General features: G+C 63.0%; 13 protein-coding genes. 3 read left to right on the top strand and 10 right to left on the bottom strand.

The genetic code is table 11. The features are described from left to right. Positions 1-31 precede the first annotated feature (31 nt). The 9 genes from BMW28_RS05235 to rimP form a co-directional block, all read right to left on the bottom strand. Positions 32-1402, bottom strand: coding sequence for a TrpB-like pyridoxal phosphate-dependent enzyme (locus BMW28_RS05235; protein WP_091814680.1), 1371 nt, complete (start codon positions 1400-1402; stop codon positions 32-34). A 63-nt stretch (positions 1403-1465) separates the two neighbouring features. After that, positions 1466-2596, bottom strand: coding sequence for an enoyl-CoA hydratase/isomerase family protein (locus BMW28_RS05230; RefSeq protein ID WP_091814677.1), 1131 nt, complete (start codon positions 2594-2596; stop codon positions 1466-1468). Continuing rightward, positions 2593-3594 carry a DMT family transporter gene (locus tag BMW28_RS05225; RefSeq protein ID WP_234969983.1) on the bottom strand — a complete coding sequence of 334 codons (1002 nt, stop codon included), beginning with the start codon at positions 3592-3594 and terminating at the stop codon, positions 2593-2595. Before BMW28_RS05225 ends, BMW28_RS05230 begins: the two co-directional genes overlap by 4 nt. A gap of 102 nt (positions 3595-3696) precedes the next feature. After that, complete coding sequence (typA, locus tag BMW28_RS05220; protein ID WP_091814674.1) at positions 3697-5529, bottom strand: translational GTPase TypA; 1833 nt, start codon at positions 5527-5529, stop codon at positions 3697-3699. A gap of 49 nt (positions 5530-5578) precedes the next feature. Beyond that, positions 5579-6583 (bottom strand): tRNA pseudouridine(55) synthase TruB, encoded by a 1005-nt coding sequence (gene truB / locus BMW28_RS05215; RefSeq protein ID WP_091814671.1) that lies wholly within the window; start codon positions 6581-6583, stop codon positions 5579-5581. Between the two features lie 2 nt (positions 6584-6585). Next, complete coding sequence (gene rbfA / locus BMW28_RS05210) at positions 6586-6957, bottom strand: 30S ribosome-binding factor RbfA (protein ID WP_091814668.1); 372 nt, start codon at positions 6955-6957, stop codon at positions 6586-6588. Further along, positions 6958-9906, bottom strand: a complete 2949-nt coding sequence (gene infB, locus BMW28_RS05205; protein WP_091815540.1) for a translation initiation factor IF-2 — start codon at positions 9904-9906, stop codon at positions 6958-6960. It lies immediately after the preceding gene. Positions 9907-9926: 20 nt separating this feature from the next. Continuing rightward, positions 9927-11414 carry a transcription termination factor NusA gene (gene nusA, locus BMW28_RS05200; protein WP_091814665.1) on the bottom strand — a complete coding sequence of 496 codons (1488 nt, stop codon included), beginning with the start codon at positions 11412-11414 and terminating at the stop codon, positions 9927-9929. 6 nt (positions 11415-11420) lie between these two features. Then, positions 11421-12038, bottom strand: coding sequence for a ribosome maturation factor RimP (gene rimP / locus BMW28_RS05195; RefSeq protein ID WP_091814662.1), 618 nt, complete (start codon positions 12036-12038; stop codon positions 11421-11423). A 402-nt stretch (positions 12039-12440) separates the two neighbouring features. Here rimP and fabI point away from each other — a divergent pair, with 402 nt between their 5' ends. Continuing rightward, entirely contained in the window at positions 12441-13241 is an 801-nt protein-coding gene (fabI, locus tag BMW28_RS05190; protein WP_091814660.1) for an enoyl-ACP reductase FabI, read from the top strand. Between the two features lie 182 nt (positions 13242-13423). Here the strand turns inward: fabI and BMW28_RS05185 are convergent, their stop codons facing one another. Then, positions 13424-15805: an arginine/lysine/ornithine decarboxylase gene (locus tag BMW28_RS05185; RefSeq protein WP_091814657.1), complete on the bottom strand. Its 2382-nt coding sequence runs from the start codon at positions 15803-15805 to the stop codon at positions 13424-13426. 196 nt (positions 15806-16001) lie between these two features. Between BMW28_RS05185 and BMW28_RS05180 the strand changes: the two genes are divergently transcribed. Then, complete coding sequence (locus tag BMW28_RS05180) at positions 16002-16448, top strand: NfeD family protein (RefSeq protein WP_091815538.1); 447 nt, start codon at positions 16002-16004, stop codon at positions 16446-16448. Positions 16449-16533: 85 nt separating this feature from the next. Next, positions 16534-17448, top strand: a complete 915-nt coding sequence (locus BMW28_RS05175; protein ID WP_091814654.1) for an SPFH domain-containing protein — start codon at positions 16534-16536, stop codon at positions 17446-17448. The last annotated feature ends 14 nt before the right edge of the window (positions 17449-17462 follow it).

Below are 17462 nucleotides of genomic sequence, written 5' to 3'. Positions count from 1 at the left end.
CTTGCGGGGCTTTCTTGACCGGGCTTCAGCGTCAGACGTTCTCGGGCACTTCCGGCAGATGCGCCATGGCCTCGGCCATCGCCTCTTCCGCGTACACCTCGTTCTGCAGATCGCCTTCGAAGTAGCGGGTGTAGGCCGCCATGTCGAAGTGGCCGTGGCCGCTCAGGCAGAACAGGATCGTCTCGGCCTTGCCTTCACGCTTGCAGCGCAGCGCTTCCTCGATCGCGCCCTTGATGGCGTGGTTGGATTCAGGCGCCGGCACGATGCCTTCGTGGCGAGCGAACAGTACGCCGGCCTCGAAACACTCGCGCTGGCCGTAAGCCACCGCTTCCATCAGGCCCAGTTCCTTCACATGCGACACCAGCGGCGCCATGCCGTGGTAGCGCAGACCACCAGCGTGGAAGCCCGGCGGCGTGAAGGTGGAGCCCAGCGTATGCATCTTGGTGATGGGCGTCATGTGGCCGGTATCACCAAAGTCGTAGGCGTACTTGCCACGCGTGAGCGACGGGCAGGCCGTGGGCTCGACCGCCACGATGCGCGGCTTCGGCCCGCCACGCAGCGCCTGGCCCATGAACGGGAAGGCAATGCCGGCAAAGTTGGAGCCGCCGCCGGTGCAGCTTAGCACCACGTCCGGATAGGCATCGGCCATCTCCATCTGCAGCATGGCTTCCTGGCCGATGATGGTCTGATGCAGCAGCACGTGGTTGAGCACGGAGCCCAAGGCGTATTTGGTGTCGTCGCGTTGTGCGGCAATTTCCACTGCCTCGCTGATGGCGATGCCCAGGCTGCCGGTGTGGTTCGGGTTCTCGGCCAGCACCTTGCGGCCGTATTCCGTCTCGTTGGAAGGCGAGGCGATGCAGCGCGCACCGTAGGTTTCCATCACGGCGCGGCGGTACGGCTTCTGGTCGTACGACACGCGCACCTGGAAGATTTCCACGTCCAGGCCATAGAGCGAACCGGCAAATGCCAACGAGGTGCCCCACTGGCCGGCACCGGTTTCGGTGGTCAGGCGCTTCACGCCGGCTTCCTTGTTGTAGAAGGCCTGCGGAATGGCAGAGTTCGGCTTGTGGCTGCCAGCCGGGCTCACGCCCTCGTACTTGTAGAAGATCTTGGCGGGCGTATCCAGCGCCTTTTCCAGTCCGTGGGCACGGTAGAGCGGCGCCGGACGCCACAGGCGGAACACGTCACGCACGGGTTCGGGAATCTCGATCTCGCGCTCGGTGCTGACTTCCTGCTGGATCAGCGACATGGGGAACAGCGGCGACAGGTCATCCGGACCCACCGGCTGCATGGTGCCGGGGTGCAGCACGGGCGGCAGCGGCACTGGCAGGTCGGCCTGGATGTTGTACCAGAACTTGGGAATCTGCTCTTCGTCGAGCACGTACTTGGTTTGCTTGCTCATGGGGAACTTTCAAAATCGGCGCAAGGACGCAACCGGGAGCGCTGTGGCTCCCGGTTGCGGCGTTTACTTCAGGGATGCGAGCGGGTGCACGCTGGCCGGCCAGGGGCTCTCGAAAAAGGCCTCGATCATCTCGGGCGTGACGTCCTCGACGCGCGGGGGATCCCACTGCGGGTTGTTGTCCTTGTCCACCACCAGGGCGCGGATGCCCTCGATGATTTCGCTGCTCACCGCCTTGCGGCCCATGTGCTGCGGGAAGAAGCAGTGGCGCACCAGATCACGCTCCATGCGCAGGTCTTCGGCCAGCGTCATGCCGCGGGCGCGGCGGATCTGCTCGAACACCACATGCAGCATCAGCGGCGAACGCTTGCGCAGTGCCTGGGCGGTTTTCTGTGCCCATGCGTTGTCGGTAGCGGCCTCCAGAGCCTTCAGGATGGCGTTGAAATCGCCGGCACCGAAGAATTGCTCGGCCTCCTCGCGCGCCTTGGTAAAAGCCTCGCTCACGGCGGGAGCCGGTTCGCACTGGCCGCGCAGCCATTGCCGGGCCGCCTCACCGGACGAAAAGTCCTGCTCGCCCAGCGCCTGCCACACTTCAGCCTGGCGGCTGCTGGAAAGGAAATGGTCACCCCAGCCGATGCTCAGTCCGTCTCCGCCCATCACGTGGTCGCCAGCCAGACCCAGCCACTCTCCTGTGTGGCCCGGGCAACGGCTCAGGAAATAGCCGCCACCCACATCGGGGAACAGGCCGATCAGGGTCTCGGGCATGGCCATGCGCGTGCGCTCTGTCAGGATGCGGTCGGTACCGCCCTGGCTGATGCCCATGCCGCCACCCATCACGATGCCGTCCATGAAGGCGATATAGGGCTTGCCCAGGTTCGGGATCAGATTGTTGAGGGTGTATTCCTCGGTGAAGAAGTCCTCGATCTCGGGGTTGCCATGCTCGGCTTGCTCATGGAAAAAGCGGATGTCGCCACCGGCACAGAAGGCGCCGAAGGGGCCTTCCTTGTTGCTGCCGCGGATCGCGATGGCCTTGACTGCCGGGTTGTCCTTCCAGTCCAGCAGGATCTCGTACATGGCGCGCACCATGGCGAGCGACAAGGCATTGAGCGCCTTCGAACGGTTGAGGGTGATGAAACCGACACCACCTCGTACTTCTTCCAGCACGTCCGTGGTGGCCCATTGTCTCGCTTGCGTCATTCCGATTGTCTCCATCCGAGGATTTCATTGAGGGCGAGCGCGACTATTACCAGCGCGCCGCCGATGGCTACGTTGGGGCCAGGAATTTCGCCCGCACCCCACCAAGTCAGAAGTATGCCAAAAATTATCTCGAGCAAAGCCAGAAGCGACAGTTCCGGTGCATGCAATACGCGCGAAGCCACCACCGCCATGCTGCAAGGAATGGCCAACTGCACCATGCCGAGCAGCGCGAGCCAGCCCATGTCCGCAAGAGTGGCCTGAAAGGGAATGGCAAATGGCAGACATATCAGTGCCGAAAGCGCGGCGCCGATCAGCAGTGCAGGAACCATGTCGCGGATGGCCGGAGCGGGCATCTGTTGAGGCAGGACGTCTTCTGTTGGTAGCACTTGCGCCTTGCTCCCTTGATCCGGCATAACGCCCTGCTCGATCAGCAATTCGGTCGTAAGCCGCTGTGGCGTCAGTCTACGAACGCGCTGCTGCTCGCGCTGCATCAGGATCCATTGCGCGGAAGCGCCCACCGGAACCAACAGCGCAATCAGCGAACCGATCAGCTTGCGATCGTGCCCCAAGGTAAGCTGCGCAGCGTAGATGTAGAAAATTCCAGCTCCTGCCGTCGCAATGGCCATCCAGGTGCGGCGCGGCAAGGGGTTGCCGAGTACGAAGCGGTTCACCAGCGCCGTGAATACCGGCCCGAGCGCCGAAAGCACCAGCACGTTGGCCACGGTGGTAAAACTCAGCGCCATCATGAAGGCGGTAAACATGGTGGCCCAGCACAAACCGGACAGCCACAGCACCGGTTCGCGCCATGGAATGCGGCCGAAAAATCCCGGCCCGCGCCACCAGCGAAGCAACAGCAGCATGGAAGCCAGCGCCAGCACGCTGCGCCAGAAGGTGATCTCGAAACCCTGTGCCCCCGTGATCTGGCGCGTGAACACCCCCGCCGTAGCCCACAGCAGCGTGGCCAGCGTCATCACGACAACCGCGCGCCGGTGGCTCATGGCGGCAGGCAACAGGGAACGCAACAACATCGCACACCAGACGGAAAAAAGCGGAGCCGAGGCTCCGCAGATTCAGGAAACCGGGAATCCTCCCGGTCGGGATCAGACGGCGCTCTCGCGACTGGCGCGCTTGCGTTCGTGCTCTTTCAGATGACGCTTGCGCAGGCGGATGCTCTTGGGCGTGATCTCCACCAGCTCGTCGTCCTCGATGAACTCCACGCCGTATTCCAGCGTCAGCTCGATCGGCGGCGTGATCTTGATCGCGTCTTCCTTGCCGCTCACGCGGAAGTTGGTCAGCTGCTTGGTGCGCGTGGCGTTCACCACCAGGTCGTTGTCGCGGCTGTGGATGCCGACGATCATGCCTTCATACACCGGGTCGCCGGCCTTCACGAACATGCGGCCGCGGTCGTCCAGCTTGCCCAGCGCGTAGGTGAAGATTTCGCCATCATCCATGGAAATCAGCACGCCGTTCTTGCGGCTGCCGATCTCGCCACGGTGCTCCTCGTAGCCGTCAAAGATGTTGGCGATCAGGCCGGAACCGCGCGTCAGGTTCAGGAATTCGTTGGTGAAGCCGATCAGGCCGCGCGCCGGAATGCGGTATTCGAGGCGCACACGGCCACGGCCGTCCGGCTCCATGTTCACCAGTTCGCCCTTGCGCTCGCCCAGGGCCTGCATCACGCCGCCCTGGTGGCCTTCCTCGATGTCGGCGGTGACCAGCTCGATCGGCTCGCACAGCACGCCGTCAATTTCGCGGAACACCACGCGCGGCTTGGACACGGCCAGCTCGTAGCCTTCGCGGCGCATGTTTTCCAGCAGGATGGTCAGGTGCAGTTCACCACGGCCGGACACTTCGAAAATGCCGTCCTCGTTGGTTTCCTTCACGCGCAGCGCCATGTTGGCCTGCAGTTCCTTCTGCAGACGGTCCCAGATCTGGCGGCTGGTCACGAACTTGCCTTCGCGGCCGGCCAGCGGGCTGGTGTTGACGCAGAAGTTCATGGTCAGCGTCGGCTCGTCGACCTTCAGCATGGGCAGCGGGCGCGGATCGTTGACGTCGGTCACGGTCACGCCGATGCCGATCTCGTCGATCCCGTTGATCAGCACGATGTCGCCGGGACGGGCTTCCTTGACCTGCACGCGGTCCAGACCCTCGAAGGTCAGCACCTGGTTGATGCGGCCCTTGGTCTGCTTGCCGTCCGGGCCTTCCATCACCAGCACATCCATGCCGGGGCGCACGGTGCCGGAGTTGACACGGCCCACGCCGATGCGGCCCACGAAGGTCGAGAAATCGATGGCAGAAATCTGCAGCTGCAGCGGCTCGCTGGCATCCCCTTCGTGCGACGGCACATGCTTCAGGATGGTGTTGAACAGGGCCGACATATCCTTGCCCCACTGCTCGCCCGGCACGCCCTCTTCCAGCGACGACCAGCCGTTGATGCCGGAAGCGTACACCACCGGGAAGTCCAGCTGCTCATCAGTCGCGCCCAGCTTGTCGAACAGGTCGAAAGCGGCGTTGATCACCTTGTCCGGATCGGCGCCCGGCTTGTCGACCTTGTTCACCACCACGATGGGCTTTAGGCCCAGCGCCAGCGCCTTCTTGGTCACGAAGCGTGTCTGCGGCATCGGGCCTTCCTGGGCGTCGATCAGCAGCACCACGCCGTCCACCATGGACAGCGCGCGCTCCACCTCGCCACCGAAGTCCGCGTGGCCGGGGGTGTCGATCACGTTGATGTGGGTGCCTTCCCAGCTCACGGCGCAGTTCTTGGCCAGGATGGTGATGCCACGCTCGCGCTCGATGGCGTTGTTGTCCATCACGGTGTCGACGACTTTTTCGTGATCGGCAAAGGTGCCGGACTGGCGCAGGAGCTGGTCGACCATCGTGGTCTTGCCATGGTCGACGTGGGCGATGATGGCGATATTGCGGATTTGGGTACTCATGGAAACAATGCTTTTTGGAAGATGGGAGATTTGTTTGTTATAGGGTGGCTCAGGCCGGCAAGTCGGGAGGGTGCTGCGCCAAGGCCTGGGTGATTTCGAGCGGGCTCAGCAGCCGAGTCGGAATCAGCTGGCCGGCGTGGGCATGGGCGGTGCCCAGCAACACACGCTCCACGGCAACACCGGGCGCAGGCGGCGGTCCGTACACAGCAAGGTGGTCGGCATCCGGCCATGTGCCGCGGCGGCGCAGGCCGGTCAGAAAGCGTGCTGCATCGTCCGCAACCAGCATGACAGGCGCATGACCGGTCAGCAGAATGTCCACGGGGTGCAACGCCTGCAGGCGCTCGGCCTCGTTCATGGCCTCGAGCGCTTCCAGCGTGACACAGCCCTGCAGGCCGAAAGCGCCGGTCTGGACGCGGCGCAGGCCGATCAGGTGCGCGCCACAGCCGAGAGCAGCGCCGATGTCTTCGGCCAGCGTACGGATGTAGGTGCCCTTGCTGACAGCGGCATGCAGCTTGATGACCTTACCTTGCGGATGCGCCTGCAGCACCGACTCCGGTGCCGGCAGACGCTCAAGGCGGAACACGGTGATGTTGCGCGGCGGGCGCTCCACCGTTTCGCCGGCGCGGGCGTATTCGTACAGCGCCTTGCCGTCCTTCTTGAGCGCGGAATGCATGGGCGGCACCTGCTGCTGCGGGCCGGTAAAGCGTTCCAGCACCGCAGCAATGTCCGCGTCGCTCACCGCAACGGGGCGCTCCTGCAGCACTTCGCCTTCGGCATCTCCCGTCGTCGTGGTAACGCCCAGGCGCAGCGTCGCCTCGTACGCCTTGTCGGCATCGAGATGCATCTGGCTGAATTTGGTGGCAGCGCCAAAGCACAGCGGCAGCACGCCGGTGGCGAGCGGGTCGAGGGTGCCGGTATGGCCGGCCTTCTCGGCACGCAGCAACCACTTGACCTTCTGCAAGGCCTGGTTGCTGGAGAGTCCGAGCGGTTTGTCGAGCAGCAGCACCCCATGCACAGGGCGACGCTGCACCCTGGTACGTGGAGCAGCAGTCATGGTTATTCCTCGTCTTTGGAACGGGAAGAGACTGCCTTGGCAATTAGTGCGTTCATGTCCGCCGCACGCTCCTGGGTGCGGTCGTAGATGAAGTGCAGCGTCGGCACGGTATGGATGTGCAGGCGCTTGAACAGGCCGTTGCGCAGATGGCCGGCCGCGTGGTTGAGCGCTTCCTGCGTCTGCTCCGGATCACCGGTCAGCACGCTGAAATACACCTTGGCATGGGCGTAGTCGGGCGTGACTTCCACGCCCTGCAGCGTCACCATGCCGACGCGGGGATCCTTGAGCTCGCGCGCAATCAGTTCCGCCAGATCACGCTGGATCTGGTCGGAAACCTTGTAGCTGCGGTTGGTCGGGGATTTCTTCTGTGCCATTTACAGCGTACGTGCCACTTCCTTGACTTCGAAGAATTCGAGCTGGTCGCCTTCCTTGATGTCGTTGTAGTTCTTGAGCTTGATACCGCACTCGAAGCCTTCCTTGACCTCGCGCACATCGTCCTTCATGCGCTTCAAGGAATCCAGCTCGCCGGTATAGATCACCACGTTGTCGCGCAGCAGGCGGAAGTTGGCGCTGCGCGTGACATGGCCGGAAGTGACCATACAGCCCGCAACGGTACCAATCTTCGATGCCACGAACACGGTACGGATTTCGGCGTGACCGATGATCTCTTCCTTCTTGTCGGGCGTCAGCATGCCGCTCATGGCCGCCTTCACGTCATCCACGGCGTCGTAAATGATGTTGTAGTAGCGGATGTCGATGCCGTTGCCTTCGGCCGCCTTGCGGGCGTTGGCGTCGGCACGCGTGTTGAAACCGATCACCACGGCGTTGGAGGCGATGGCCAGGTTGATATCGCTTTCGCTGATGCCACCCACGGCAGCATACACCACCTGCACCTTGACTTCGTCGGTCGACAGCTTGAGCAGCGAGGCTGCCAGCGCTTCCTGCGAACCCTGCACGTCGGCCTTGATGATGATGGGCAGGGTCTTGACCTCGCCCGCCTCCATGTTGGCGAACATGTTTTCCAGCTTGGCCGCCTGTTGCTTGGCCAGCTTGGTATCGCGGAACTTGCCGGAGCGGTAGGTGGCGATTTCACGGGCGCGACGCTCGTCGGCCAGCACCATGAACTCGTCGCCGGCCTGCGGCACTTCGGTCAGACCCTGGATTTCCACCGGGATGGACGGGCCGGCCGACTTGGTCGGCTTGCCGTTTTCGTCGTTCATGGCACGCACGCGACCCCAGGTCTGGCCCGCCAGCACCACATCGCCCGTCTTGAGCGTACCGGACTGCACCAGCACGGTCGCCACCGGACCACGGCCCTTGTCGAGCTGCGCTTCCACCACCAGGCCCTTGGCCATGGCGTCAATCGGCGCCTTCAGCTCCAGCACTTCAGCCTGCAGCAGCACGTTCTCGAGCAGCTCGTCGATGCCCATGCCGGTCTTGCTGGAGACAGCCACGAACGGGGAGTCGCCACCGAATTCTTCCGGCACCACCTCCTCGGCCACCAGCTCGCCCTTGACGCGCTCGGGGTTGGCTTCGGGTTTGTCGGCCTTGGTCAGCGCGACCACGATCGGCACTCCGGCCGCCTTGGCGTGCTTGATGGCTTCCTTGGTCTGGGGCATCACACCGTCGTCGGAAGCGCAGACCAGAATCACGATGTCGGTAGCCTGGGCACCGCGGGCACGCATGGCGGTGAACGCCTCATGGCCGGGGGTATCCAGGAAGGTGACGATGCCACGCTCGGTTTCGACGTGGTAGGCACCGATGTGCTGCGTGATGCCGCCGGCTTCGCCTGCCGCCACCTTGGCGCGGCGGATGTAGTCCAGCAGCGAGGTCTTGCCGTGGTCGACGTGACCCATCACGGTCACCACCGGTGCACGCGGCAGCAGTTCGGCGCTTTGTGCTTCCACCTCTTCCTGGGTGAAGGCTTCCGGATCGTCCAGAGCGGCCTGCACTGCCAGGTGGCCCATTTCTTCCACCACGATCATGGCGGTGTCCTGGTCCAGCGGCTGGTTGATGGTGACCATCTGGCCCAGCTTCATCAGCACCTTGATCACTTCGGAAGCCTTGATGGCCATCTTGTGCGCCAGTTCGGCCACGGTAATGGTCTCGGGCACATGGATCTCGAGTTGCTTGAACTCGGCCGGTGCCTGCGGCTCGCGACGCTCGTCACGGCCATGGCGATCGTTGCGGCGGCCGCCACGCGGGCCGGAACGCCAGTTGCCGCCTCCGCGGTTGCCGGCGGACGTGTCGCCACGCGTCTTGATTTCGCCCTTCTTCTTGTTGTCGCCATCACCGGCCCAGCTGGAAGACAGCTTGGCGGATTTGACTTCCTTGGCACCAGCGCCGCCGGCAGGAGCTGTTCCGCCGGTCTTGGCGGCGGGCTTGGCGTCTGCCTTGGCAGCGGGCTTGTGCAGCGTCCCCTTGGCCGGCTTCGGCTCTTCGGGCTTCTTGGCAGTCAGCACCTTGGCCGGCGCATTCATCATGGCGCGGATGGCTTCCGCCTCAGCCAGGGCCTTGCGGCGGCGCTCTTCCAGTTCCTTGGCGCGATTGGCTTCCTCGTCCAGACGGGCCTGGCGCTCGGCTTCCGCCTTGGCCTTGGCTTCTGCTTCAGCGGCTTCGGCCTTGGCCTTGGCTTCGGCAGCAGCGCGCTCGCGGGATTCGGCGGCCTCACGGGCAGCGGCCTCGCGTTCGGCGCTGGCAGCACGGGCGTTCTGGATGGCAGCGACTTCGGCTTCGGCGCGGGCACGGGCTTCGGCACGGGCCTTTTCCGGATCGACCGGTTCGGCAGCCTTCTGGGCAGCAGCCGCCTCGGCCGCAGCACGGGCTTCGGCTTCGGCGCGGGCACGCTCTTCGGCTTCGCGCTTTTCCTCTTCCTCACGCTGGCGGCGGCGCTCGGCCAGCTCTTCTTCCTGGCGACGGATCAGCTCGGCCTGGCGGCGGGCTTCTTCCTCGCGGCGCAGCAGCTCTTCCGTATCCACAGCAGGAGCGGCGGGTGCAGCAGCCTCGGTAGCTTCGGCCTCGTATTCGTCACGCTTGATCAGCGTGCGCTTCTTGCGCACTTCCACCTGGATGGTGCGGGCACGGCCGGTTGCGTCGGCCTGCTTGATCTCGCTGGTGGACTTCTTGGTCAGCACGATCTTCTTGCGTTCGGCGCCCGTTCCATGGGCGGCGCGCAGGTAGTCACGCAGCTTCAGCTTGTCGGACTCGCTCAGGGTATCGGAGGCGGCGTTCTTGTTCACGCCGGCGCTCTGGAGCTGGTCCAGCAGGGCCTGCGGCGTCTTGTTCAGTTCTGCTGCAAATTCGGCGACGGTTGTATTTGTCATATGGTTGCTCACCCCTTTCCTTACGCCTGATCCTGGTCGAACCAGTGCTCGCGGGCTTTCATGATGAGCGCAGTCGCCTCATCCTCAGTTTGGCCGGTCATCTCGACCAGTTCATCAGTCGCCAGATCAGCCAGCTCGTCACGCGTATGCACGTTGCCTTCGGCCAGCTTGGCCAGCAGTTCGGGCGTCATGCCTTCCAGGTCGCGCAGGTCGAGTGCAGCGTCTTCCACGCTCTCCTCCTGGGCGATTTCCATGGTCAGCAGGGCATCCTTGGCACGGGCACGCAGCTCGTTGACGGTGTCCTCGTCGAACGCCTCGATTTCCAGCATTTCCTGCAGGGGAACGTAGGCGACTTCTTCCAGGCTGGTAAAGCCCTCTTCGATCAGGATGTCGGCGATTTCCTCGTCCACATCCAGCTTGCTCATGAACAGCGTGCGCAGCTCGTGCTGCTCGTTGGCCTGCTTCTCGGCAGACTCGGCCGCGTCCATGATGTTGATTTTCCAACCGGTCAGGTCGGAGGCCAGACGCACGTTCTGGCCGCCACGGCCGATGGCCACGGCGAGGTTTTCCTCGTCCACCACCACATCCATGGCATGCTTTTCTTCGTCCACGACGATGGACTGCACGTTGGCCGGAGCCAGCGCGCCGATCACGAACTGGGCCGGATCCTCGCTCCACAACACGATGTCGACACGCTCGCCAGCCAGCTCGTTGGTGACGGCCGTCACGCGGCTGCCGCGCACGCCGACGCAGGTGCCGATCGGGTCGATGCGCTGGTCATGGGCGACCACGGCGATCTTGGCGCGGCTGCCGGGGTCACGGGCGCAGGACTTGATCTCCAGCAGGCCCTGCTCGATCTCGGGCACTTCCTGGCGGAACAGTTCGACCATGAATTCGGGCGCGGAACGCGACAGCAGGATGGGCGCGCCACGCAGCGTGGTGTCCACTTCCATGATCATGGCGCGGATGCGGTCGCCGGTGCGGAAGTTTTCCTTCGGGATGGTTTCACTGCGGCGCAGACGGCCTTCCACGCGGCCGCTCTCGACGATCAGGTCGCCCTTGTCCATGCGCTTGACGGTGCCGGTGAAGATCTTCTCGCCGCGCTCCATGAATTCGCGCAGCAGCATTTCGCGCTCGGCATCACGGATGCGCTGCAGCACGACCTGCTTGGCCGTCATGGCGCCGATACGGCCGATCGGCACGGACTCGACCTGCTCTTCGATGAAGTCGCCCACGGCGATATCGGCGATGCGGTCTTCCGCATCCATCAGCAGTTCTTCGGCATCGGGGTTCTGCAGGCCGGCCTCGTTGGGCACGACCAGCCAGCGGCGGAAGGTTTCGTATTCGCCGCTCTCGCGGTCGATGGCGACACGGATGTCAACCTCGCCGTTGTACAGCTTCTTGGTGGCCTGGGCCAGCGCCATTTCGATGGCGCCGAACACCACGTCACGCTCGACGTTCTTTTCGCGGGCAATCGCCTCGACCAGCATCAACAGTTCGCGATTCATTGTGGTTTACTCCGTATCTTGTGCGTCGTTCTCGGGACGGGGTTGTTCTTGCGCGGGGTTGGCAGCGGCCGGCTTGCGGCGGCCCTTGAAATCGACCACGGGAGCCAGACGGGCCTCGCGCACCTCATCGAGCACGAAACCCAGAGCCTGTAGCGGCGGCGGCGCCTTCTTCTTGCTGACGCGCTGACCCGGCTTGACCGGCGGCGCATCGCTCCACACGATCTGCCAGCCGCTGTCGGTCTGCTCCAGCGTGCCGCGGAACTTCTTGCGGTTGGCTGCGATGCTGGATTCGTTCGGGCCGATCGGCTCTTTCAGCGTGATGTCGACTTCCTCGCCGACGAAACGCAGGAAATCGTTGCCGTGGCGCAGCAGGCGATCAATGCCGGGCGAGGACACTTCGAGGCGGTTGTAATCGATGCCGTCCACTTCCAGTGCGTACTGCAACTGGCGGGTGACTTTCTCGCAATCCTCGATGGTGACGAACTGCTCGGGCAGGGCCGCGTGCTCGGGCATCCAGGGCAAATCAATGGTGATGCGCAGCAATCCGCCTGCCGAGCGTTCAATCTCGACCAGATCCAGGCCCAATCCTTGTACTGTTTGCTCGACCAGACTTTGTAGCGACACGCCTTGCCTTTATGTTCCCGTGTTTAGAAAATTACGGCAACCTGTTGATTCTGCAAACAAACTTCAGGCCGCCAAGCCCCCATTTCCGAGCATGAACAAAAAAAATGGGCGGGTAAAAACCGGCCCATTTTGCGTGCACGCTTGGTGGTGATGGACGAAATTATAGCCGAGGCGCGCCCTCTGTACAAGGGAGCCTGCACGTCTGTGCGTTGTGGCGACGCCATGCTTTTGGTGCCCTGCCACCCCGAACGCATGTCCCGAGACTTCCGATAGCCCTATCGGCCATGCGACAATGCACACTTTGCAGACCCGCGCACGGAGGCAGATGCTGTCTTCGGCTGGCATTGGTGCTGCCCGATTACCGCTATTTTCCCATTCAGACATTACAAGAGGAAGAATTCCATGGGTTTCCTGTCCGGCAAGAAACTGCTGATTACCGGCGTGCTCTCCAACCGCTCGATTGCCTACGGCATTGCCAAGGCCTGTCATGAGCAAGGCGCCGAGCTGGCCTTCAGCTACGTGGGCGAGCGCTTCAAGGACCGCATCACCGAATTTGCCGCAGACTTCGGCTCCAGCCTGGTGTTCGACTGCGATGTCGGCGACGATGCCCAGATCGAAAAGCTGTTTGCCGACCTGTCACAGGTATGGCCCAAGTTCGACGGCTTCGTGCACAGCATCGGTTTTGCACCGCGTGAAGCGATTGCCGGCAACTTCCTGGACGGCCTGAGCCGCGATGCTTTCAAGATCGCCCACGAGATCAGCGCCTACAGCTTCCCGGCCATGGCCAAGGCAGCCCTGCCCTACCTGAACGACAAGTCGTCCATGCTGACGCTGACCTATCTGGGCGCCATGCGCACCATCCCCAACTACAACACCATGGGTCTGGCCAAGGCCTCGCTGGAAGCATCCGTGCGTTACCTGGCCGAAGCCGTGGGCCGTACCGAGGATGGCCGCTCCATCCGCGTGAATGGCATCAGCGCCGGCCCGATCAAGACGCTGGCCGCCAGCGGCATCAAGGACTTCGGCAAGCTGCTGGCCTTCATGGCCACCAACGCCCCGCTGCGCCGCAACGTCACCATCGAGGAAGTGGGCAACGTCGCCGCCTTCCTGCTGTCCGATCTGGCTTCCGGCATGACGGCCGAGATCAGCTATGTGGACTGCGGCTTCAGCCAGACGGCTGGTCTGAGCTCCGACTACGAGTAAGCGAAGCGGCCAGTCAGGATGCCGAGGCGTCCTGGCAGTCCGGCCTTTTGGCTGGGCCACGCCTCTCGGTGAGAGTGATTCGCGTAACCTTCACTGAAAACGCTGCGATTCAACTCTCCGCCCCAACAAAAAGCGCCTGGTGTCCCAAGACACCAGGCGCTTTTGCTTGGCCAAACCGTTCGTCAGAACTGGCTGGTGAACGGCGTGTGCTGCTGCGCGGCGATCATGTCGTCCATGGTCAGCGGGCGCGCGGCCTTGGAACGCGAACGGCGGCGACCCGGCACCGGCTCTTCCATCACGCAGTCGGCATAGAAGCGCACTTCGCCCTTCTCATCCAGCTGCTTGACCAGACCGTGGATATCGGTCTCGAAGCCGGGGCACTGCTTGGCGAACTCACGCGCAAACTTGAGGTAGTCGACGATCTGGCTGTTGAACACTTCGCCCGGAATGAGTAGCGGAATGCCCGGCGGGTACGGTGTGACCAGGCCCACGGTGACGCGGCCTTCCAGGTGGTCGATTTCCACACGCTCGGTCTGGCGGCGGGCGATGTGATCGTAGGCGTCCGAAGGCGTCATGGCCGGCGTCAGCTCGGACAGGTACATGTCGGTCGTCAGACGGGCAATGTCGTACTTGGCGTACATCTCGTGCACGTACTGGCACATGTCTCGCAGGCCCATGCGCTCGTAGCGGCGGTGCTGCTGGCAGAACTCCGGCAGGATGCGCCACATCGGCTGGTTCTTCTCGTAATCGTCCTTGAACTGCTGCAGCGCGGTGAGCAGCGTGTTCCAACGGCCCTTGGTGATGCCGATGGTGAACATGATGAAGAAGCTGTACAGGCCGGTCTTTTCCACCACCACGCCGTGCTCGGCCAGGTACTTGGTGACGATGCTGGCCGGGATGCCGTTCTGCTCGAATGTGCCATCCAGCTTGAGGCCGGGCGTCACGATGGTGGACTTGATCGGGTCCAGCATGTTGAAACCATCGGCCAGTTCGCCGAAGCCGTGCCATTGCTGCGACTTCTTGCCCTTGCCCTTGGAATGAATCACCCAGTCATCGGCACGGCCAATGCCTTCGTCGGCCAGCTCGTCCGGACCCCAGACCTGGAACCACCAATCGTTCTTGCCGAACTCTTCCTCGACCTTGCGCATGGCACGGCGGAAGTCCAGCGCCTCGACGATGCTCTCTTCCACCAGCGCGGTACCGCCAGGCGGCTCCATCATGGCTGCGGCCACATCACAGCTGGCAATAATGCTGTACTGCGGCGAGGTGGACGTGTGCATCAGGTAGGCCTCGTTGAACAGGTAGGTGTCCAGCTTGCGTTCCTGCGAATCCTGCACCAGCACATGGCTGGCCTGGCTGATACCGGCCAGCAGCTTGTGGATGGATTGCGTGGAGTACACCATGGTCTTCTGCGGACGCTCGCGCTTGCGGCCCATGGCGTGGAAGGTGCCGTAGAACGGATGGAAGGAGGCATGCGGCAGCCAGGCTTCGTCGAAGTGCAGGTTCTCCACGTAACCGTCCACCAGGTTCTTGATGGTTTCGGTGTTGTAGAGCACGCCGTCATAAGTGGATTGCGTCAGCGTCAGGATGCGGGGCTTGACCTTCTTGGGATCGACATCCTTGAGCAGCGGGTTGGCCTTGATCTTGGCCATGATGGCCTCGGGCTCGAACTCGCTTTGCGGGATCGGACCGATGATGCCGTAGTGGTTGCGCGTGGGGCGCAGGAACACCGGGATCGCACCCGTCATGATGATGGCGTGCAGGTTGCTCTTGTGGCAGTTGCGGTCCACCACCACCACGTCGCCGGCGGCCACGGTGTGGTGCCACACCATCTTGTTGGAGGTGGAGGTGCCGTTGGTGACGAAGAAGCAGTGGTCGGCATTGAAGATGCGCGCGGCATTGCGCTCGCTCTCGCCAATGGCGCCGTTGTGGTCCAGCAGCTGGCCCAGCTCTTCCACCGCGTTGCAGACGTCGGCGCGCAGCATGTTCTCGCCGTAGAACTGGTGGTACATCTGGCCGATGGGCGACTTCAGGAAAGCCACGCCGCCAGAGTGGCCCGGGCAATGCCAAGAGTAGGAGCCATCTTCGGCATAGTCCAGCAGCGCGCGGAAGAATGGCGGCTGGATGCTTTCCAGATAGGCCTTGGCTTCGCGGATGATGTGGCGCGCCACGAATTCGGGCGTGTCCTCGAACATGTGGATGAAGCCGTGCAGCTCGCGCAGCACATCGTTGGGCAGGTGGCGGCTGGTCTTGGTTTCGCCGTAGACGTAGATCGGCACGTCCTCGTTCTTGCGGCGCACTTCCTCGATGAAGGTGCGCAGGTTGAGCACGGCAGGATCCAGATCGGGGCCGGTGGAGAATTCCTCGTCGTCAATCGACAGGATGAAGGCGCTGGCACGGCTCTGCTGCTGGGCGAACTGGCTCAGGTCGCCGTAACTGGTGACGCCCAGCACTTCAAATCCCTCGCTCTCGATGGCCTCTGCCAGGGCGCGGATGCCCAGGCCGGAAATGTTCTCGGCGCGGTAATCCTCGTCGATGATCACGATGGGAAAGCGGAATTTCACGGACAGACTCCAGTTCTGGAAAACAGCAAATAGACGATAAGGCAGAATGATACGTGTGTGCGCCCTGCTGCAACGCAACAGACTGCAATTTGGCACCCCGCGATCCGGTAAATGCCACAGCTTGCGGCAAACATGCGACCATAGCGGCGAAATATGACACTAGCCGCGGTGTCTGACCCTGAACATGGAGCCTGCATTGGATAACGCGACTCTCTGGTGGATTGCAGCCGCGCTGCTGGTTGGCGCGGAACTGCTGAGCGGGACCTTTTTCCTGCTGATGCTGTCGCTGGGTGCGATGACGGCCGCCCTGCTTACCTACCTGGGCCTGCCGGTTTCCGGCCAGATTGCGGGGGCTGCCATTGTCAGCAGTCTGGCAGTGCTGCTGTGGTTTGTGCTGCGTGGCCGGCGCAAGACGGCGCCCACACGGGCCAACGCCACGAGGAACAAGCTGGACATTGGTGGCACAGTGGCAGTCGAGCACTGGCAGCCGGATGGCACGGCGCAGGTAGCCTACCGGGGTGCACCATGGACCGCCATTGCAGCGGATTCTGCCACTCCGCTGCAAGCTGGTCAGCACCGCGTCGTCGACATTCTCAACAACCGGCTGGTGCTGGAGCCGCTTGATTCGACACGTAGCACGTGACGGGCTTGTCACGTGACTGGTCTATAGTGCAAGGTTTCCGCCGTCCTTGTGTACGGCCTGTCTGGTTACTACCCGGAGGTTAGAGATGGAATACGCCATCGTCCTGCTCGCCGTCGCTGTCATCTTCATCGCGCAAACCATCAAGGTCGTGCCCCAGCAGAATGCCTGGGTGGTGGAACGCCTCGGCAAATACCACACCACGCTCAACCCGGGCCTGAATTTTCTGCTGCCCTTTATCGACCGCGTGGCCTACAAACACAGCCTGAAGGAAATTCCGCTGGATGTGCCCAGCCAGGTCTGCATCACGAAGGACAACACCCAGCTGCAGGTGGACGGCATCCTCTACTTCCAAGTGACGGATGCCATGCGCGCCAGCTATGGCTCCAGCAACTACATCATGGCCGTGACGCAGCTCGCGCAGACTTCGTTGCGAAGCGTGATCGGCAAGCTGGAACTGGACAAGACCTTTGAAGAGCGCGAGATGATCAACGCGCAGGTGGTGAACGCCATTGACGAAGCGGCCCTGAACTGGGGCGTGAAGGTGCTGCGCTACGAGATCAAGGATCTGACGCCGCCGGCAGAGATTCTGCGCGCCATGCAGGCCCAGATCACCGCCGAACGTGAAAAGCGCGCGCTGATTGCTGCCTCCGAAGGCCGCCGCCAGGAGCAGATCAACATCGCCACCGGCGAGCGCGAAGCCTTCATTGCCCGCTCGGAGGGTGAGAAACAGGCCGTGATCAACAACGCCATGGGGGAGGCGGCTTCCATCACGGCAGTTGCGGATGCGACAGCGCAAGCCATTGAACGCGTTGCTGCGGCCATCCGCCAGCCCGGTGGCGAGCAGGCGGTGCAACTCAAGGTTGCAGAAAAGGCTGTCGAGGCCTACAGCCGCGTGGCTGCGGACTCGACTACGACCCTGGTTGTGCCAGCCAACATGACGGAAGTGTCCACGCTGATTGCCTCGGCCATGAAGATGGTGCAGGCGCAGCGGCCACAGTGAGCGTCTTTTTTCAG

This window comes from Allobrachymonas denitrificans DSM 15123, assembly GCF_900110225.1.
Lineage (GTDB): Bacteria > Pseudomonadota > Gammaproteobacteria > Burkholderiales > Burkholderiaceae_C > Brachymonas > Brachymonas denitrificans.
The sequence above is the reverse complement of the archived record's forward strand: the minus strand, read 5'-3'. Positions and strand labels throughout refer to the sequence as shown.